The organism is Streptomyces sp. NTD91, from assembly GCF_059510455.1.
In genome coordinates this window covers 1-19202 of sequence record NZ_JCAJZW010000033.1, presented here as the reverse complement: position 1 = coordinate 19202, position 19202 = coordinate 1, and the positions used below count along the sequence as shown (strand labels likewise).

General features: G+C 72.1%; 18 protein-coding genes and 1 pseudogene. 14 read left to right on the top strand and 5 right to left on the bottom strand.

What is annotated here, in order from left to right; translation table 11 throughout:
• The first annotated feature begins 63 nt into the window (after window positions 1–63).
• From AC5WRT_RS27940 to AC5WRT_RS27925, 4 genes are all read left to right on the top strand, one after another.
• Window positions 64–816, top strand: a complete 753-nt coding sequence (locus AC5WRT_RS27940; protein ID WP_496097030.1) for a LamB/YcsF family protein — start codon at window positions 64–66, stop codon at window positions 814–816.
• Window positions 813–1460: a 5-oxoprolinase subunit B family protein gene (locus AC5WRT_RS27935; RefSeq protein WP_496100720.1), complete on the top strand. Its 648-nt coding sequence runs from the start codon at window positions 813–815 to the stop codon at window positions 1458–1460. Before AC5WRT_RS27940 ends, AC5WRT_RS27935 begins: the two co-directional genes overlap by 4 nt.
• Window positions 1457–2314: a 5-oxoprolinase subunit C family protein gene (locus tag AC5WRT_RS27930; protein ID WP_496097032.1), complete on the top strand. Its 858-nt coding sequence runs from the start codon at window positions 1457–1459 to the stop codon at window positions 2312–2314. Before AC5WRT_RS27935 ends, AC5WRT_RS27930 begins: the two co-directional genes overlap by 4 nt.
• 671 nt (window positions 2315–2985) lie before the next feature.
• Window positions 2986–3549 carry a hypothetical protein gene (locus AC5WRT_RS27925; RefSeq protein WP_496097033.1) on the top strand — a complete coding sequence of 188 codons (564 nt, stop codon included), beginning with the start codon at window positions 2986–2988 and terminating at the stop codon, window positions 3547–3549.
• Window positions 3550–3597: 48 nt separating this feature from the next.
• Here AC5WRT_RS27925 and AC5WRT_RS27920 read toward each other — a convergent pair whose 3' ends face one another.
• Window positions 3598–4506, bottom strand: coding sequence for a TolB-like translocation protein (locus tag AC5WRT_RS27920; protein WP_496097034.1), 909 nt, complete (start codon window positions 4504–4506; stop codon window positions 3598–3600).
• A gap of 421 nt (window positions 4507–4927) precedes the next feature.
• Between AC5WRT_RS27920 and AC5WRT_RS27915 the strand changes: the two genes are divergently transcribed.
• From AC5WRT_RS27915 to AC5WRT_RS27900, 4 genes are all read left to right on the top strand, one after another.
• The gene (locus tag AC5WRT_RS27915) at window positions 4928–5905 is read left to right on the top strand and encodes an asparaginase (RefSeq protein ID WP_496100719.1); all 978 of its coding nucleotides are present in this window, start codon (window positions 4928–4930) and stop codon (window positions 5903–5905) included.
• Window positions 5906–6100: 195 nt separating this feature from the next.
• Window positions 6101–7168 carry an ABC transporter ATP-binding protein gene (locus AC5WRT_RS27910; RefSeq protein WP_496097036.1) on the top strand — a complete coding sequence of 356 codons (1068 nt, stop codon included), beginning with the start codon at window positions 6101–6103 and terminating at the stop codon, window positions 7166–7168.
• On the top strand, window positions 7165–8523 hold the full coding sequence (locus AC5WRT_RS27905; RefSeq protein WP_496097037.1) for an ABC-2 transporter permease family protein: 1359 nt from the start codon (window positions 7165–7167) through the stop codon (window positions 8521–8523). Before AC5WRT_RS27910 ends, AC5WRT_RS27905 begins: the two co-directional genes overlap by 4 nt.
• A gap of 7 nt (window positions 8524–8530) precedes the next feature.
• Window positions 8531–11278, top strand: a complete 2748-nt coding sequence (locus tag AC5WRT_RS27900; protein ID WP_496100718.1) for a bifunctional YncE family protein/alkaline phosphatase family protein — start codon at window positions 8531–8533, stop codon at window positions 11276–11278.
• Here AC5WRT_RS27900 and AC5WRT_RS27895 read toward each other — a convergent pair.
• The gene (locus tag AC5WRT_RS27895) at window positions 11248–12633 is read right to left on the bottom strand and encodes an MFS transporter (RefSeq protein ID WP_496097039.1); all 1386 of its coding nucleotides are present in this window, start codon (window positions 12631–12633) and stop codon (window positions 11248–11250) included. The two genes, AC5WRT_RS27900 and AC5WRT_RS27895, sit on opposite strands and share 31 nt — an antisense overlap.
• On the bottom strand, window positions 12630–12866 hold the full coding sequence (locus tag AC5WRT_RS27890; RefSeq protein WP_496097040.1) for a hypothetical protein: 237 nt from the start codon (window positions 12864–12866) through the stop codon (window positions 12630–12632). Before AC5WRT_RS27890 ends, AC5WRT_RS27895 begins: the two co-directional genes overlap by 4 nt.
• 78 nt (window positions 12867–12944) lie before the next feature.
• On the opposite strand from AC5WRT_RS27890, the gene AC5WRT_RS27885 reads away from it, so the two are divergent.
• Window positions 12945–13622, top strand: a complete 678-nt coding sequence (locus AC5WRT_RS27885) for an ArsR/SmtB family transcription factor (protein WP_496097041.1) — start codon at window positions 12945–12947, stop codon at window positions 13620–13622.
• Window positions 13623–13723: 101 nt separating this feature from the next.
• Here the strand turns inward: AC5WRT_RS27885 and AC5WRT_RS27880 are convergent.
• Window positions 13724–13911 (bottom strand): annotated as a pseudogene (locus AC5WRT_RS27880) (SAM-dependent methyltransferase); the annotation flags it as partial.
• Window positions 13912–14193: 282 nt separating this feature from the next.
• Between AC5WRT_RS27880 and AC5WRT_RS27875 the strand changes: the two are divergent.
• On the top strand, window positions 14194–15021 hold the full coding sequence (locus tag AC5WRT_RS27875) for a ZIP family metal transporter (protein WP_496097042.1): 828 nt from the start codon (window positions 14194–14196) through the stop codon (window positions 15019–15021).
• Between the two features lie 119 nt (window positions 15022–15140).
• On the opposite strand, the gene AC5WRT_RS27870 is transcribed toward AC5WRT_RS27875, so the two are convergent.
• Entirely contained in the window at window positions 15141–16175 is a 1035-nt protein-coding gene (locus tag AC5WRT_RS27870) for a sphingomyelin phosphodiesterase (RefSeq protein WP_496100717.1), read from the bottom strand.
• 241 nt (window positions 16176–16416) lie between these two features.
• On the opposite strand from AC5WRT_RS27870, the gene AC5WRT_RS27865 reads away from it, so the two are divergent.
• The 4 genes from AC5WRT_RS27865 (at window position 16417) to AC5WRT_RS27850 (ending at window position 18898) form a co-directional block, all read left to right on the top strand.
• Entirely contained in the window at window positions 16417–17538 is a 1122-nt protein-coding gene (locus AC5WRT_RS27865; protein WP_496097044.1) for a CapA family protein, read from the top strand.
• 108 nt (window positions 17539–17646) lie between these two features.
• A complete protein-coding gene (locus tag AC5WRT_RS27860) occupies window positions 17647–17934 on the top strand; it encodes a hypothetical protein (RefSeq protein ID WP_496100716.1) in 288 nt (95 codons plus the stop codon).
• A gap of 232 nt (window positions 17935–18166) precedes the next feature.
• Complete coding sequence (locus AC5WRT_RS27855) at window positions 18167–18427, top strand: DUF5133 domain-containing protein (protein ID WP_496097046.1); 261 nt, start codon at window positions 18167–18169, stop codon at window positions 18425–18427.
• Between the two features lie 51 nt (window positions 18428–18478).
• Window positions 18479–18898: a CBS domain-containing protein gene (locus AC5WRT_RS27850; RefSeq protein ID WP_496097047.1), complete on the top strand. Its 420-nt coding sequence runs from the start codon at window positions 18479–18481 to the stop codon at window positions 18896–18898.
• The last annotated feature ends 304 nt before the right edge of the window (window positions 18899–19202 follow it).

Sequence of the window (19202 nt, the reverse complement as noted above, 5' to 3'; positions counted from 1 at the left end):
CAAGGGGGCGTTCGGTAAATCCATCTCTTGTCGGATCGTTCAACAATCCCTTAGGTTGAAGGCGTGATCGACCTCAACGCAGACCTCGGTGAAGGCTTCGGCCGCTGGACCCTCACCGACGACGACGCCCTGCTCTCCGTCGTGACCAGCGCCAACGTCGCGTGCAGCTTCCACGCGGGCGACCCTTCGGTGATGCGCCGCGTATGCGACCTCGCCGCCGAACGCGGCGTGCGGATCGGCGCGCAGGTGTCCTACCGCGACCTGGCCGGCTTCGGCCGTCGGGCCATGGACGTACCGGCCGACGAGCTGGCGGCCGAGACGGCCTACCAGATCGGGGCCCTGCGGGTCTTCGCGCAGGCCGCCGGGACCGAGGTGGCCTACGTCAAGCCGCACGGCGCGCTCTACAACCGCACCGTGCACGACGCGGAGCAGGCCGCTGCCGTGGTCGAGGGCGTGAAACTGGCGGGTGGGGCGCTGTCGGTGCTCGGCCTGCCGGGGTCGGAACTGCTCGCCGCCGCGGAGCAGGCGGGCCTCACCGCCGTGTCGGAGGCCTTCGCGGACCGTGCCTACACCCGGGCGGGCACGCTCGTGCCACGGCGCGAGACGAACGCCGTGGTGGTCGACGAGGACGCGGTGGTGCGGCGCGCCCTGGCGTTCGCCGTGGACGGTGCGGTCGAGGCCGTTGACGGTACGACGGTCGTGGTGGCCGCTCGCTCCCTGTGCGTCCACGGTGACACCCCGGGCGCCGCCCGGATCGCGGCACGGGTGCGTGAGGCACTGGAGGCGGCCGGGATCGAGGTCGGTGCGTTCGCATGACGGAGAGCCGGCCGCTGCGGGTGCACCCCGCCGGGCGCCACGCACTGCTCGTCGAACTGCCGGACGCCGAGCAGGCGGGGGCCTTCCACGGCGAACTCCTGCGACGGCGCGCGGCGGGCCTTCTGCCGCCCGTCGCGGACATCGTGCCGGGCGCGCGGACCGTGCTGCTGGACGGTGTCACACACCCGGAGGAGCTGGCGCGGCGGATCGCCGACTGGGACGTCCCCGACCGGGCCGACGACGACAAGGGCGCCGTGGAGATCGTCGTACGCTACGACGGTCCCGACCTGGCCCATGTGGCCTCCGTCTGGGGCGTCGGTGTCCACGAGGTCGCCACCCGGCACTCCTCCTGCACGTTCCGCGTCGCCTTCTGCGGCTTCTCGCCCGGCTTCGGCTACCTCACCGGTCTGCCCGCGGAGCTGCACGTGCCGCGCCGCGCCACACCCCGCACCCGTGTTCCGGCCGGCGCGTTGGCGCTCGCCGGCCCGTACAGCGCGGTCTACCCCCGTGCGACGCCCGGTGGCTGGCAGCTGATCGGAACCATGCCGGACCCGAGCGCCCTGTGGGACCTCGGCCGGGAGGCGCCGGCCCTGCTCACGCCGGGCACGCGGGTACGGTTCGTGGCAGAGGACCGCATGCCATGACCGTCGAGCTCACCGTCGTGCGCTCCGGCGCCCTGACCACCGTGCAGGACCGTGGCCGGCGCGGCCACGCCCACCTGGGTGTGCCCCGCTCCGGCGCCCTGGACGCCCCCGCCGTGCGACTGGCCAACCGGCTCCTCGGCAACACCCCCGACGCCGCAGTCCTGGAGACCACCCTGACCGGCTGCGCCCTGCGCCCCGACCGTGCCCTCACCGTCGTCGTGGGCGGCGCGCCCTGCCCGGTGACGGTCGACCGCCGGCCGGTGGCCTGGGGCGTGCCCGTGCGGGTGCCCGCGGGCGCCGTCCTGAACGTGGCCGGGGTGACCGCGGGCGTGCGCTCTTACGTGGCCGTGGCCGGTGGCATCGCCGTCGACCCGGTTCTCGGCAGCCGCTCGACGGACCTGCTCTCCGGACTCGGACCGGCGCCTGTGCGTGAGGGCGACGTCCTGCCGCTCGGCACCCCCGCCCCGGTGCCGGCGCTCACCGACACCGCTCCCTGGCCGGCGCCGCCCACCGAACTCACCCTGCCGGTCCGGCTCGGGCCGCGTGCCGACTGGTTCACACCGACCGCGCTGCGCACCCTCACCTCGGCGACCTACCGCGTGTCGCAGCACAGCAACCGCATCGGCCTGCGGACCGAAGGGCCGGCGCTGGAGCGCGTGTCGAGCGGCGAGCTGCCCAGCGAGGGCATGGTGCTCGGCGCCGTGCAGGTGCCCCCGGACGGCCGCCCGGTGGTGTTCCTGCACGACCACCCCACCACCGGGGGCTATCCGGTGATCGGCGTCGTGCCCGAGGGCGCCCTCGCCGCTGCCGCGCAGGCCGCGGCGGGCACACCGATCCGCTTCACCCCGGGGTGACGGCAACGCCGGCGACCTGGATTCGCCCCCGGCGACCCCGCCGCCGGAAGAACGCGGCCGGCGGTACCGTTCGACGCACGTGACGCCCGGGGACCCGGAGCAACGTGTTCCGAAGCATCGCGCGGGGCTGCGTGGCGGGAGCCGCCGGTACCACGGCGCTCGACGCCGTCACCCATCTGGACATGGCGCTGCGCGGGCGGCCGTCGAGCGGCGCCCCGCAGGCCGTGGTGGACAAGATCACCACCAGGCGGGGCACCCGGTGCCGGACGGGGAGGACCGCGACAACCGGCTCACCGGGTTCGGGACGCTCGCGGGCATCGCCGTCGGAGTCGGGACCGGCGTCGTCGTGGCCCTGCTCGACCGCGCCGGTCTGCGGTCGCACCCCTGCCTCGGCGCCGTGCAGACCGGAGCCCTGGCCACGATGCTGAGCGACGCGCCGGTGGCGGCTCTGGACGTTCGAGAACCGCGGCCAGTTCAGGGTCGAGCGCAGGCGTTGCCCGGGTCGTCGGGACGGGCCCGGTCCCGACGGGCATGTCGTCGGCGAGGTCCATGCGGCCCAGTCAACCAGGGCGGTCCACCCCGGCCTCCGTTTCCCGCCGACCGCCCCCATGACCTTGGCCACAAGCCGTTGCTGCTGGTAGGCATGGCCTGTGCGATTCGAGAGTGTTCCCATGCCGGCGGCGGTCGAGGCACGGCCCCGTGACGCTCGCGGGTACCCCGTACCGGCGATCACCCCCTGGGAAGGGGACGAGCCCCGGTTCGCGCTCACCGACTACGAGCGCAGCGCCGCGTGCGCCCGCAAGCGCCTGTGCTCGGTGTGCGATCAGGGCATGCCCCAGGGACCGGTGTGGCGGGTGGTGGGGGCCGCGGAGAGCGCGGCGATCGGTGAGGCGCTGGCCGCGGGGCGGCCCTACCGCAATCTCGCGCCGACGCTCGAGGGACCGGGGCACCGCGCATGCATGCTGTACGCGTCGATGGTGTGCCCGTATCTGGCCCGGCCCAACGCCCGGCGCGGCATGTCGGCGACGGAACCCGACGGCATGACCTCGCACGTGGTGCGGGGCGCGGTGCGCGGCACCATGGGCGCGGTCGTGGGCTTCGGCGAGTACGAGTACGCCGTCACCGCCAGCCGGGTGCTCTTCCGGTTCCTCGACGTCGTCGAGTTCCTGCCGCACGACACCGCCGACGCGCATCTGGACGAACTGCGGGCCGAGCTCGCCCGGACCGCGAAGTGACCCCCACTTCGCGCCCCGGGCGCGCCCGGCCCGTCGTCCGACACGAGGTCAGGGGCGGTACGCCGCCAGGCCGACCGTCGAGGTGACCTTGGCCGGATGCCCCGAGCCGTCGGCCGGCAGGGTCACCGTGCCGGACGGGGTGCGCACCGCGAGAGTCCTGCCGTCGGGGGACCAGGCCGGTTCGGTGTAGTCGGTCGTGGCGTGCGGGGTGAGGTCCTTGACGTGGTTGCCGTGCATGAAGTCCTCGACGAGCACGTGGTCGTGTCCGGCGACCGAGCGCACGAAGACGACCTCCTCCTCGTTCGGGGCCAGGGCCGGCTGGGAGCCCTTGGTGAGCTTGCCGCCCTGCTGGCGCAGGTAGTCGTCGCGGATGTAGACGGCGCCGGTGTCTACGTTGGCATAGACCGAAGTGCCGTAGTGCCCCGCCGCGTTCGGCCAGACGTTGCCGGTCTGCGGCAGCTGCCCGCCCGGACCCGGGTCGCCGTACAGGGAGAGCGTCTTGGGAGTGCCGTGGACGGCCTTGGCGGAGATGTACTTCAGCCGGGAGACGCCCTTGGCGCGGGCGGCGAAGACGAGGTTGTCCTTGGCGGGGATGTTGTAGCGGGTGTCCTTCGCAGCCACCTGCCAGGTCGGGTGGGACCAGTTCTGGTCGCCGGGGTTCTTGGCGACCACCACACGCCCGCTGCCGTCGGGGTTGGCGATGTCCAGGTTGCCGGAGCCGTCCACGAAGGCGGCCTTCTTGCCGTCCGGGGACCAGGCGAGGTCCCGGACGGCAACCTTGAAGTCGACCTTGTGGCCGTTGATCAGCACGTACCGGGTGCCGTTGCTGATGGTGAGGGTGCCGTGGGAGGCGCCGGTGGCGGCCGAGGCGGCGCCGGAGGCGCCCAGCAGCGCGGAGCCGGTGACGGCGGCGGCCACGGCGATGGCGGCCGCCATGGTGCGGGTACGGGTGGTCATGAGTGCATTCCCCCAGGAACGTCGACTGGTCGGGTCGTGCGGTACGCATGCGCCAGAGCCGCCCGGCCGTCGCCCTGGTCGCTGAAGGCCACGCGACCGTCTGCCGCTCTGTTCGAACCCGAGCCTGACAGATCCGGATCTTCGAACCGTCCGTTCGGCGTCACAGGGGCGTAACACGACCGGCGGGAGTGGTGCCGGGTGCTCCTTCCGGCCGCAGGACTTCGGCGGCGTCGCGCGGGCGCGCACGACCGTCGGCGGACGGTGGCGGTGGCGGGATCGCTGGGCCTGCGGGCGGCGGGTGACCCGGTCGCGAGTAGCGTGCGGGGAGACCCGCTCCTGCGATCATGTGCCCGGCGATCCCGGGGACGGCCGGACGGGTCGCGCCCGTCAGGCTCCTGGTTCCCGTCAGGAAGGTGACCCGATGCCGCTGTCCGCCACGACCCCCACCACGAGCACACCGAGTGCCCCGGTCCTCGCCGAGGTCGTCCGCTCAGGATTCGTCGAAGGGCGCCACCGGGGCAGCCTGGTGGTGCTCGCCGCGGACGGCTCGGTGGAGTGGGCGATCGGTGATGTCACGTCCCCCGTGTTCCCGCGGTCCGCCAACAAGCCGATGCAGGCGGCGGGAACGCTGCGGGCCGGCCTCGACCTCGCGGGCGAACGGCTGGCCCTGGCCGCGGCGAGCCACTCCGGCGAGCCGTTCCACCGCGACCTCGTACGCACGATGCTGAAGGAGCACGGGCTGACCGCGGATCACCTTAAGTGCCCGCCCGCACTCCCGCTGGACCCGCAGGAGCAGGAGGCCTGCCTGGCGTCGGGCGGACGGCGCGACCGCGTGGCCATGAACTGCTCCGGCAAACACACGGCGATGCTGGCCGCCGCCGCGCTGCGGAACTGGCCGCTGGAGTCCTACCTCGACCCCGAGCATCCCCTCCAGCGCGTCATCCGCACGGTCGTGGAGGAGGCGGCCGGTGAATCGGTGGCCGCCGTGGGCGTGGACGGCTGCGGTGCGCCGCTGATGGCGATCAGCCCGACCGGCCTCGCGCGCGCCTTCCGCTCATTCGTGCTCGCCGCCCCCGGCACCCCCGAACGGCGGGTCGCCGATGCCATGCGCGCCCATCCCGAGTACGTCGCCGGCACCCGTCGCCACGACACCTGGCTCATGCGGGAGATACCGGGCGTCCTGTCCAAGGTGGGAGCCGAAGCCGTGCAGGGCCTCGCCCTGCCCGACGGCCGTGCCATGGCCGTCAAGATCGAGGACGGGGGAGTCCGCGCTCTCGGCCCCGTGCTGGCCCGTGCGCTGCGCCTGATGGCGGTCACGGCACCCGTGCTGGAGCGCGTCGGCCGTGCGCCGGTGCTGGGCAGGGGCGAGGAGGTGGGAGAGGTGCGCGCCGTCTTCTGACGGCCGGTCACCCGACTGTCGGGGCAAGGGAGCCGGCCGGTCCCCCGACTGTCGGGGCAGGGGAGCCGGCCGGCCGTGCCGGCTCGGACGCGGCGGACGGCTGTTGTCTTCCGTTCCGTGAGCGTTCAACTGACCATTCCTGCGCGTACGGTGTGCTCTCCCTAGGGTCCATGAGGCTTTCGAAAGAAGGGGCTCATGGACGCACCGCTCGCTATCCGGGCTCGCCGGATCACCAAGTGTTTCGGTGATGTCGTCGCACTCGACGGCATCGATCTGGATGTGGCGCAGGGACGGATCCACGGCCTGGTCGGCCCGAACGGCGCGGGCAAGACGACGCTTCTCGGGCTCCTGCTCGGGCTCGCCGTGGCCGACAACGGCCGTCTGGAGATCCTCGGTGCGCCGGTGGGCAGGACGTTCGCCGTCCCTGACGGGGTGGCCGGGTTCGTCGACGGCCCCGGCCTGTACCCGTCGCTGACCGCCAGGCAGAACCTCGCCGCCCTGGCGGCCCTGCGCGGCGGGGACGCGCGCACGGCGGGCATCGACGACGTCCTCGGCCAGGTCGGACTCACCGATGTCGCCGACGACCGGATCCGCGGCTTCTCCCTGGGCATGCGGCAACGGCTCGGGCTCGCCGCCGCCCTGCTCACCAAGCCCCGGTTGCTCGTGCTCGACGAGCCGTCCAACGGCCTCGACCCGGCCGGAAAGAAACACGTTCACGGTGTCCTGGCCCGCCTCGCGGCGGAGGGGACCGGTGTCGTGCTGTCGAGCCATCGCATGGACGACCTCGAGGCGCTGTGTTCCGAGGTCACCATCCTCGCCACCGGGCGGGTCGTGTTCTCCGGCCCGCTGCGCAAACTGGCCGCCGAGAACCGTGAACTCGACTACCGGCTGGTCGCCTCCGACCCGCACAGCGCCCGTCGAATCGCTGCCGGCACGCCCGGGATCCACCTCGCCGACGACGGACGCCCCGGTGGGGACGAGGTGCTCGTCGTGCGGGGCCTGGTGCCGGCCCTCGACGCACTGGTGGCGGGGCTCGTCCGGTCGGGCGTGGCCGTGCGTGGACTCGCCCCCGTCGTCTCCCCGCTGGAGGCCGCCTTCCTGGCCCTGACCGAGCATCAGGGACCCGACACGGAACAGGCGGGCTCCGGCTCCGGGCAACCGGAGCCCGGCACGAGCCGGCCCGCATCCGCCGTCGTACCGCGACAGGAAGCCGGCGACCGGCCGCAGGACACCCACGCCCAGCAGCAGGAGGCCGGCCGATGACCGCCACCGCGACCGCACCCGCCCGGACCACGGCCCCCTCACGGGTCCCGGTCGCCCGCGGCTATCGCTTCGAACTGGTCAAGCTCGTCTCGCAATGGCGGATCCGCCTGCTGGTGCTCGCCTGCTGGATCGCCCCGGCGCTCTTCGTCGCGGCGGTGAGCCGGCAGAGCACGCTCCCCTCGGACACCCTCTTCGGCCGCTGGATGCTCGCCACCGGATGGGCCGGACCCCTGGTGGTGCTCGGCTTCGCGGGCACCTGGGCACTTCCGCTGCTGACCTCGGTGGTCGCCGGCGACGTGTTCGCCTCCGAGGACCGGCTCGGCACCTGGCGGCACCTGCTCGTGGCGGTCCGCTCGCCCCGGCGGGTCTTCGCCGCGAAGGCGCTGGCCAGCCTCACCGTCATCCTGCTGCTCGTGGCCGGGCTGGCCTGTTCCAGCGTGGCCGGAGGCCTGGCGAGTGTCGGCAACCGGCCGCTGGTCGGCCTCGACGGTCACCAGCTGGCGCCTTCGGAAGCCGCCGGCAAGGTCGCCCTCGCCTGGCTGTGCGTCCTCGCCCCGGCGCTGGCCCTCGCCGGGATCGGGCTCCTCGGCTCCGTCGTGCTGGGGCGGTCCCCGATGGGGCTGCTACTGCCCGCGATCGTCGCGCTCGCGATGCAGCTCGCCCAGATGCTGCCGCTCCCCGTCGCCGTACGCCTCGCCCTGCCCGGCTACGCCTTCATCGCCTGGAACGGTCTGTTCACCAGCCCGGCACAGCTCGGCCCGCTCCTGATCGGCGTCGCGGTCGGCCTGGTGTGGGCCCTGGTGGCGACAACGCTGGCCTACCTGCTGTTCCTGCGGCGCGACTTCACCGATCTCACCGCCGACGGCTCGGGGCGCCGCGCGGTCACCGTCGGTCTCCTGCCGCTCCTCGCGCTGACCGGCGTGACCGTCGCCGTCGTCGCCCCGTCGACCGGGGCCACCGGCTCCGGCATCTCGCAGGACAAGGTGCAGCGCTCCCTGGCCACGGAGTTCGCCCACCTCTACCGCCTGCAGACCAAGGAGCTGAACCGTCCCGATGTCACCGAAGCGCGGCTGGAGGCCACGGCGGCGTGCGACAAGGGCAGCGTCCGGGCCGCCGCCGAGGGCCCCGGCAACGACTGGCGCTGCGTCGTGTCCTGGCATCTGCCCGGCGTCGAGGCGACGGGGACGGCCGTCTACCAACTCGACGTCACCTCAGACGGGCGGTACGTCGCCGACGGCGACGGGCCGAAGGAAGTGAACGGCTACTTCCTGGTGCGGACCCCGACCGGCGACGCACCGAACCCCCTTTGGCAGTTCGACGGCAATGTCGAACTTCTCAGCACCTCGAAGGGATGACTTTCCCATGCAGGTAACCCGCAACCGCCGACCGGTGGAGACGGAGTTCCGCGGCAGACGAGTGGGGCGCCGCGGCGCCCTCACGGTGGGCGCCACGGCCGTGGTCCTCGCCGTGACGGCAGGCGTCGGTTACGCCCAGACGCACCAGTTCGGCACCGACCAGGTCGGCCAGACGACCGACCGGGGCCAGGTGATCTCCAGCGACCAGTACATCGCCCCGTACGGCGACCGCCTCGTCATCGACAACGGCAAGATCATGTCGTCCTCGCCCAGCCCGGACGGCACCCACCTCGCGGCCGCGGTCACCGACGGTGGTGCGGCGCTGGCCATCGTCGACGTCAAGAACTGGAAGGTCCAGCAGGTCGTCGGCACCGCCGCCACCTCGGCCCCGCGCCTGAGCAGCAACTCCGTGGGCCAGGAAGGTCCCACGTACTCGCCCGACGGCAAGCAGCTGTGGTTCGGCCAGACCGACGGCTACACCAAGTTCACCGTCAACCCCGACGGCACCGTCGGCAACCCGACGTCGGTCACGATCCCGGCGGACGGCTCCAAGCGCGCCCTCGTCGGCCAGGCGGTGTTCTCCGCCGACGGCTCCACCGTGTACTCGGCGGTCAACGGCCAGAACCGGGTGGTCGCCATCGACACGGCGACCGGCGCCGTCAAGCAGAGCTGGAGCGTGGGCAACGCCCCGCGCGACATGGTCCAGGTCGGCGACAAGCTCTACGTCAGCAACGAGGGCGGCCGTCCGGCCAAGGCCGGCGACACCACCATCAACTCGTACGGCACCCAGGTGCCGGCCGACCCGAGGACCGGTGCCACCACCACCGGCACGGTCAGCGTCATCGACCTGGCGAACCCGGGCGCGGCCCCGTCCAGCATCGACGTCGGCCTGCACCCGACGGCCCTGTACGCCAAGGGCAAGGCGCTGTTCGTCACCAACACGGCCAGCAACACCGTGTCGGTCATCGACACCGGCAAGGACAAGGTCGTGCAGACCATCAGCACCCAGCCGTGGCCGGAGGCGTCGGTGGGTTACGAGCCCAACGCGGTGACCCTCACCGACGACGGCCGCCTGCTGGTGACCCTCGGCCGTGCCGACGCGGTCGCCGTGTACCGGTACAAGAGCCCGCTGGAGCCGGTGAGTTACGTCGGCCTGCTCCCGACGGACTACTTCCCCTCGGAGATCACGACCGTCGGCGACCAGGTGCTGGTCTCCAACACCCGCGGCATCGACGCCCGTCGTCCCACCACCGCCGGTGGGCACGGTACGCACGACACGACCTCGAGCCTGACGCGGTTCACGCTGCCGGACGACAGCGTCATCAGGTCCGAGACGGCCAAGGTCTTCCAGCAGAACGGCTGGACCCGCGACTCCGTCTCGCTCGCCAAGGGCGGGAGCAAGGCGCGGCCGGTGCCGGTCCCGCAGCGGCTCGGCGACCCCTCGACGATCAAGCACGTCTTCCTGATCGTCAAGGAGAACCGGACCTACGACCAGGTCCTCGGCGACATGCCGCAGGGCAACGGCGATCCGTCGGTGACGCAGTTCGGCGAGAACGTCACGCCGAACCAGCACGCGCTGGCCAGGCAGTTCGGCCTGTACGACAACACGTACGACATCGGCACGAACTCCGCCGAGGGCCACAACTGGCTGATGCAGGCCGACGACCCGGAGTACACCGAGTCCTCGGCGGGTGAGTACCAGCGCAGCTACGACACGGAGAACGACGCCCTCGGCCACCAGAAGTCCGGGTTCATCTGGACCGGTGCGCAGGCGGCCGGGAAGACGGTGCGGGACTTCGGCGAGTTCCAGTCGGCCGAGAGCAAGCCGGCCGGCGCGACCTGGCAGAACCTGTACTGCGACGCCAAGAACATGGACGCGACGGGGCAGCCCACCGACTACCCCATCCAGACCGGTTCGGCGATACCGTCGCTCAACTCGGTGTCGGTGCCCGGCTTCCCGATGTTCGACCTCGACGTCCCGGACGTCTACAAGTACCAGATCTGGAAGCAGGACTTCGAGAAGAACGGTCCGGCGAACCTCAACATGTTCTGGCTCTCCAACGACCACACCGGTGGTCCGGCGAGCCCGGCGGCCGAGGTGGCGGACAACGACCTCGCGGTCGGCAAGATGGTCGACGAGATCTCGCACAGCAAGTACTGGAAGGACTCGGCGATCTTCGTCGTCGAGGACGACTCCCAGGCCGGTCTCGACCACGTCGACGGCCACCGTGCACCGATCCAGATCATCAGCCCCTGGGCCCAGCACCGCACCGTCGACAGCCACTACTACTCGCAGATCACGATGATCCGCACCATCGAGCAGATCCTCGGGATCCACCCGATGAACCAGAAGGACAGCGCGGCCACTCCGATGCGCGGGGCCTTCACCCGGCGCCCGGACTACACGCCGTTCACGGCGCTGCCCAACCGGACCTCGCTGACCGACGGCCTGAAGACGCCGCCCTCCTGCGGTGTGGACACCCCGGCGGCGCAGGACCCGAAGGCGGCGGCCGTGCCGGCGACGAAGGTCCCGGCGGACATGCAGAAGCTCGCCTCCGAGTGGGACCGCTGGAAGTCGAAGCAGCACCTGACCGGCTCCCATGCCATCCCCGACTTCGCCAACCCCGCCCAGATGAACCACTACACCTGGTACCTGACGCACAACTGGAAGACGCCGTACCCCGGTGAGAAGAAGATCTACGCACCGAACGACGTGCCGGGTGCCTACATCCCGTCGTCGGAGTCCGACGGCTGACGCACCCTGATGCGCCGAGGACCCCTGGCCCGGCCACCCGGCCGCCGGGGGTCCTCGCCGGTGCGACACCGACGGGCGCTCGCCCGGCGCCTCGGTCGGCCGCCGGTGTCCGGTTCGCTGATCCAGCGGGCGGCGAGCAGGCCGGAGCCGGCCGTGAGAGCGGCGGCGGCGATGACCGTGGCGTTCAGGCCGAGGGTGTCGGCGAGGACGCCGGCGACCAGGGCGCCCGCGGCATAGCCCACGTCGCGCCAGAACCGGTAGGTGCCCAGCGCGTTGGCCCGCCACGCGGGGTGCGCGTGGTCGGAGACCGAGGCGATCAGGGCCGGATAGACCATGGCGGTGCCCAGCCCGAGCGCGATCGCGGAGAGGACGCCGGCCAGCAGGGGGACGTCCAGCAGGCCGAGGGCGAGGACGAATCCGGCGGCCTGGACGAGCATGCCGGTGACGATGAGCGGCTTGCGGCCGATCCGGTCGCAGAGATGGCCGGTGGGGACCTGACCGAGTCCCCAGAGGATCGGGTACAGCCCCTTGATGAGGCCGACGGCCGCGATGCCGAGACCGTGGTCGGTGAAGAGCAGTGGGAACACGCCCCAGGTGAGGCCGTCGTTGAGGTTGTTGACCAGGCCGGCCTGGCTGGCCCCGCGCAGGGACCGGTGCCGCCAGGACGTCCGGGCGAAGACGGCGGCCGGCGCGGTGCTCTCACCGGACGGCAGGGGCACGGCGTGCCGGGAGAGCTCGAGGGCGACGTGCGCGGCGGTGTCCCGCACGGTCAGGGCGAGTGCGAGACCGGCGGCGACGAACACGACACCGATGAGTTCCGGCACGGGACGCAGGCCGTACGCGGTGGCGAGATAGCCGGTGACGAGGGCGGTGGTGCCGACGGCGGTGTAACCGGCGGCCTCGTTCAGTCCGGTGGCCAGTCCCCGCCGGGCGGGACCGACGAGGTCGATCTTCATGTTCACGGTCATCGACCAGGTCAGACCCTGGTTGAGACCGAGCAGGACGTTCGCGGCGACGATCCAGCCCCAGGACGGCGCCCAGGCGAGGGCGAATGGCACGGGGATGCCGGTGAGCCATCCCGCGACCAGGAGTCGCTTTCGGCGGAAGCGGGCCGTGAGCGCGCCGGCGGCGAGGTTGGTGAGGGCCTTGGTCAGGCCGAAGGCGATGATGAAGGAGAAGACGGCCAGGTCACTGGTCAGCCCGAAGGTGCGGGCGCCGATGAGGGGCACGGTCGTGCGTTCCAGGCCGACCAGTCCGCCGACGCAGATGTTCACGATGACGAGCAGCGTGAACTGCGCCCAGTTCTCGCGCAGCCCCAGCCGGACCGGGGCCGCGGACTCGGTGGCGGCGGTCATCCGGCACCGCCCCCGATGAGCTGCCGGCCGTGCGCGGCGGCGTGGTCACCGGAGCCGTTCAGCAGACTCGGGCCGGCGTGCCCGGCGCGCTCCAGGAGGCCGGCGGCGGTCATGGCGCGCGGATCGCGGCTCGCGTCCACGACCGGGGCGTGGCCGCCGCCCGGGTCGACGAGGCGGACGCCGTCGGCCGCCTCGTCGACCAGCGCCTTCAGATCGTCGTCGGCGAGGCCCACCGCAGTTCTCCCAAGGTCAGGTGTCCGCATCCCCCGCTCCGTCCTCTACGATATTCCATGGATGTATGGAGGATTCATATGACGCAGACCACGGAAGCCGGATCGAAGGCGCGGCTGTACGACGCGTTCGCGGTCGGCGGCAAGGCGCTGGCCAGCGGAAAGCGTCTGGAACTGCTGGATCTGCTGGCCCAGGGCGAACGGACCGTCGACGCCCTCGCCAAGGCGGCCGGGCTGAACCTGACGACCGCGTCGGCGCACCTGCAGACACTGAAGCGGGCCGGATTCGTGGCCGCACGCCGCGACGGTGTGCGCATCCACTACCGGCTCGCCGGGGACGACGTCGCCCGGCTCTTCGCGCTGCTCCGCAAGGTCACCGAGAAGTACCAGGCCGCCGTCCCGGCCGCCCGTGACGCCTACCTCCGTGACGACGGCGCGGTGGAGATGGGCCGCGACGAACTCCAGGCCCGCGTCGCTGCGGGCGTGGTGACGCTGCTCGACGTGCGCCCGGCCCAGGAGTACCGGGCCGGGCACATCCCCGGCGCGATCTCCATCCCGGTCGGCGAACTGGCCGGCCGCATCGATGAGTTGCCGGAGGACACCGAGATCGTCGTGTACTGCCGCGGCGAGTACTGCGTCCTCGCCCACGACGCGGTCCGCCTGTTGACCGGCCACGGGCGCCGGACCGTCCGGCTCAACGACGGCATGCTCGAATGGCGCCTGGCGGGGCTGCCCGTGGACACGGTGGAGCCGGCCTGACCGACGTCCTCTCCTCGAGTCCGCGCCCGGGGCGGGGCGGCCGGTGTCCGAGGCGTCCTCGTCCCGTCCGATCGGAACGCGCGTGGTCGGCGCGCTCGCGGCTACGGCTTCCGGGCGGGGCCTCCGTGTTCCGGATGATCTCCGGGGTGGGGGAACCCGGGTCCGGGCGCCCATGCGTGACCGGGACGACGCCGGGACCGACGAGTTCCAGGCCGTCGAAGTACGCGGTGATCTCGTCGACGGTGCGGAGGTGGTACGGGACGGCGCCGCTGCTGTGGTAGCCGTCCTCGCCGGTGAGTTCGGGAGCCCGGTCGCCGGGGACCCGGTGGCCGGCCGTCGCGCGATCAGGCGCATGTCCCGTCCGTCGTCCCTCGCGCAGAGTGTCGCCGACGGCAGGAGGACGGCAGTCGTGGCCCGGGCGGAGACGGCGGTCAGCAGAGCGACGCGGCGCGCCCCGTGCCCGGTAACGACTTGCTCAAGCCTGGGTGAAGATCGCCCTTCCAACTTGTTAGGTAAGGCTTGCCTGGCTTACGGTCGATGCGCTTCTTGTGCACGACCAACCGGAGTCCCCATGTCCAGCGGCCATATCGCCCTGCTCGGCGCCATCGCAGGCTTCACCATCTACCTCGGCCTTCCCCTCGGCCGTCTCCGCACCCCCACCCCCCGGCTCAGGGCCGGCCTGAACGCCGTCGCCATCGGCATCCTGGTCTTCCTCGTCTGGGACGTGCTGGCCCACGCCTGGGAGCCGGTCGACGAGGCGCTGGGCAAGCACGCGTGGGGGACGGTCGCCTCCGGCGGTGTCACGCTGGCCGTGGGCCTGGCCATCGGCCTCGCCGGACTCGTGCACTACGACGCCTGGCTGGCCCGTCGCCGGGCGGCCGCCGCGCGTCCTTCGGGACCCGGAGCCGCCGCCACCGCCGAGCTGGCCCCGAGGACCCGCAGCCAGGCCGGCTCGCTCGCCCTGATGATCGCCACCGGCATCGGCCTGCACAACTTCGCCGAGGGACTGGCCATCGGCAACTCCGCCGCCAACGGCGAGATCTCCCTCGCCCTGCTGCTCATCATCGGCTTCGGCCTGCACAACGCCACCGAGGGCTTCGGTATCGTCGCCCCGCTGGCCGCCGAGGGCGAGCGCCCCTCCTGGCGCTCGCTGCTCGTGCTCGGCCTGATCGGCGGCGGCCCCACCTTCGTCGGCACGCTCGTGGGCCAGCACCTGGTCGACGACACGCTGTCCATCGCCTTCCTCGGCCTCGCCGCCGGCTCGATCCTCTATGTCGTCATCGAACTGCTGGCCGTCGCCCGGAAGACCGGTCCGAAGACCCTGACCACCTGGTGCATCCTGCTCGGCCTGCTGCTCGGCTTCGCCACGGACGCGGTCGTCACGGCCGCGGGCGCCTGATCCGTGCTCGGCCCGGCGGGCGGCCGGCGAGCCGTCACCGCCCCCGGCCTGCGCCGCACAGACCAACCCCCGGGCCAGGGGCCCGGGGGTTGTCTCGCTGCTCCCTCCGTCCCGGCGGGTCAGCCGAGCCGGAAGGTCGCCTCGACCGGGTAGTGGTCGCTGGGGGCGTTGGTGTCCAGCTGTCCGGTGGTCCAGCCGGGCTGGGGGTCCAAGTCGACCTTCACCGTGGACATGGCGGCCGGCGCCGGGCGGCCCGGCGCATTCAGATACCCGATGTAGTCGAGGTCGTCACGGTAGTCCTTCGGGAAGGACTCGACGTCGGACATGTACTGGCACCAGGCGGAGAGCGGGCAGTCCATGGTCCGCAGGGTCTGGCCGGAGTCGGTGGCCGGGGTGCCGAGCACACCGTTCACCGCGTCCTGGGCGTGGTCGTAGTCCCCTCGCGACCGGCCGCCGTAGTACTCCACGTTCATGTCCCCGCCGATCAGTACCGGCGCTGTGGAGCCGACGATGCCGTCCGTCCAGTCGCGGATCTCGCCGAGCTGTGCGAGCCGGGTGGTCTGTGTGGTGTCCGTGGAGGTCCCCGACTCGTCGGCCTGCAGATGGGTGCCGACCACCCAGCTCGGCACGCCGTCCTTCTCGATCCGCACCAGTGCCGCGCCCTTGTTGGCGTGGTAGTCCCAGGTGCCGCGGGTCGAGTTGCTGAAGACGTGGGCGTACTGGGCGGTGATCGGGTACTTGGAGAGGATCATCGTGCCGCCGTTGATGACGAACAACGAGTTGGAGCAGTCCCCGCTGATGCCCGTCCAGCCGCCGCCGGAGCAGGTCTGGCCGACGAGCGGGGTGTGGTACGGGTAGAGGTCGGCGAGCTCGGCCACGATGTCGGCCGCGGAGCTGTTGTTGAAGTCCTCGTCCAGCACCACGACGTCCGCGTCGTGCCCGCGGATGACGTTCTCGACGACCGGGGTGCGCTGCGCCGCCTTCTCGTTCTGGGTGCTGTCGACGATCGCCGTGCCGAGATCGACGTTCCAGGCGAACACGGCGAGTTCCGTGCCGGTGCCCGCGCTCGCGGCGGGGGCCGCGTAGCCGCTGAGGCCGAGCAGCATCGCTGCCGCTGCGGAGGTGAGGGCGGTAGCTGTGCGACGCGAGACCATGCGCTCTCCTGGTGAGTCCGGTGACCGCGGACCCGCCGTCGTTGACGAGTCGCGTACATGACAGCTCGACTCTAGGGTGCTCGCCGGTACGGCCGGGGGAACTTCTTGCGATCCCCTCATGGAGAGAAGGTGTCTGGACAAGTTCGCGAAGTCGACGTCGAATCCTGCTGCGAGCGCGCTCCACTGCCCTCGCCCCTGTTCACACGGACCCGGCTCTCGGCCGAGCGTCTAGGGTGGGGACATGGGCGGCGTGCTGACGCTGTTTCTGTGCGGTGATGTGATGCTCGGGCGCGGCGTCGACCAGATCCTTCCGCACCCCGGTGACCCGGTGCTGTGCGAGGGCTACGTGACGGACGCCCGCGGGTACGTGGAGCTGGCCGAAGCGGTCAACGGCCCGGTCCCCGCACCGGTCGGGCCCGCCTGGCCGTGGGGAGAGGCGCTGCGGCTGCTGGACGAGGCCGACCCGGACGCCCGGATCGTGAACCTGGAGACGGCCGTCACCCGCGCTGACGCGTTCGCGCCGGGCAAGGCGGTGCACTACCGCATGCACCCGGCCAACCTGCCCGCGCTGACGGTCGCCCGGCCCGACGTGTGCGTGCTGGCCAACAACCATGTGCTGGACTTCGGACGGCCGGGCCTTGAGGAAACGCTGGACGCGCTCGCCGGCGCGGGACTGCGGGCCGCCGGCGCGGGACGCGACGCCGACCAGGCCTTCGCGCCCGCGGCGGTCCCCGTCGGCCCCGGCCGCCGCGTCCTGGTCTTCGCCCTGGGCGCCCTGTCCAGCGGCATCCCGCCGGGCTGGGCCGCCACCGCGGACCGGTCGGGCGTCGCCTTCGTCCGTGACCTGTCCGCGGCGGCGGCCGAGGCCTGCGCCCAGCGGGTACGGCGGGCGAGGCAGCCGGGCGACCTCGCGGTGGTGTCCGTGCACTGGGGATCCAACTGGGGCTACGGCGTCACCCGCGAGCAGATCCGCTTCGCGCGCACGCTCGTCGACGGTGGCGTCGACATCGTCCACGGGCATTCCTCGCACCATGTCCGCCCCGTCGAGGTGTACCGGGGGCGGCTGATCCTCTACGGCTGCGGGGACTTCATCGACGACTACGAGGGCATCTCGGGCTACGAGGAGTACCGCGACGACCTGCGGCTCGGATACCTCGTCTCGGTGGAGGCGGACACGGGCCGCCTGGCCGGGATGCGGATGTTCCCGCTGCGGGCGCGGCGGATGCGGCTGGAGCCCGCCGACGAGCAGGACCGCGCCTGGCTGCGCTCGACCCTCGACCGTGTCAGCCACGGCGTCCACATCGGCATGGCGGCCGACGGCACCCTCGCTCTCGCGGCAGGCGGCGCGGGCGGGCCGGCGTAGGGCCCGGACCGTTCCCCGCGCCGGGCGGCCGGTGGCGCCGCTGCGCTACGGGCGGAGCGCCGCGGGTACCCGAGACGTCGGCATACGTTTCCTGAGGAGATGACTCGCATGCTGTTCCTCGGACTGCTCCTGCTCGCGGGCACGGGTGCCTTCACGGCCCTGGCGATCCTCGGCAACCTGTCCGGCGGGCCCGAGTACACCGTTTCCGTCCTCGGTCAGGACATCGCCACCATGAACGGGCTCGCGCTGTTCAGCTCGGGCCTCGCGCTGGCGCTGATCTTCTGTCTCGGTCTGGCGATGATGACGACGAGCGCCGCCCACCGCCGCCGTCACCGCCGCCCGCGCGGCCCCTGGGGGCGCAGGGCGCGGGACACGAGCACGCTCGGACCCGCCTGACCCGGGACGAGAGCCCCGGGCGCCGGGAGGCCGGCTCGGCCGTGGCGGCGCTCCTCCGGTGCCTCGTGCGCTTCTCCGGTGCTCGCCGGACTGTCGATTGAAAGCCCAACAAGACATCGGCGTTCGGCTCGTGCACCATGGCTGGAGGGCCTTGTTCGGGGCGAGGATGCGCGCCGTTGCGCCGTGGCAGCGGCGTCACCACTGTCGGAGAGTCCGCCGAGTCCCTGGGGCGGTGACCTGGATCATGCTGCTACCGTCCAGATCCGAAGTATTCCGTCAGCTGCGACGCTATCTGGTGTGCCGGCATGCCGCGGTCGCGGCACCGGCCGACCTGGCTTCCCGCGCCGCTTTCGAGGACTGCGGCTACACGCTGTGTGTGCTGATGGGCGAACGCACCCCGCCGGAGGCGGCCGAAGCCGCCCGTCGGTACCTGCGCACCGATCTGGTCACCTATCTGCGCGAGCGGAACCGGCGTACGCGCGCGACACGTTGACGGCATCCGCGCTCCCGACACCTGCGCGCGCTCCACATGGAAGGACGAGCGATGACGACTGCCAAGGACATCATGCACCCCGGCGCCCAGTGGATACCCCGGTACGAGACGCTGGACCGCGCCGCGCAGATGATGCGGGACCACCGGGTCGGCGCGCTTCCGGTCAGTGACCCGGACAACGGCGACCGCATGGTCGGCATCATCACCGACCGCGACATCGTGGTGAAGTGCGTCGCATCGGGTCACGACCCGGCGCGGATGACCTGCGCCGACCTGTGCGAGGGTACGCCGCGCTGGATCGATGCCGGCGCCGACATCTCGGAGGCCCTGCGGGAGATGGAGGGCCACCAGATCAAGCGCCTCCCTGTCGTGGAGAACAAGCGCATGATCGGCATGATCAGCGAGACCGACATCGCCCGGCACCTCAACGAAGGTCAGCTCGCGGAGTTCGTCCAGCACGTCTACGCCTGACCACGCCTCAGGGGCAGCGCCCGAGCCGGACAGCTCCGGCCGGCGCTGCCCTTGCGTGTCTGCCGGAAGAGGCCGGCTGCTCACTCGTGCCGGATCCTTGACCGCTGCTTCGGGCTCCGCGATGCTGTGTTGCGAAACGTGAGAGGTGTGCCGTAATAGGCAACGTCTCGCCCCTCTGTGAGCCGAGGAGTGGCCATGACTCAGCAGGTCCGCGGTGTCGTCGCGCGGAGCAAGGGCGCCCCTGTCAGCCTGGAGACGATCATCGTGCCCGACCCGGGTCCGGGCGAGGCGCTGGTCAAGATCG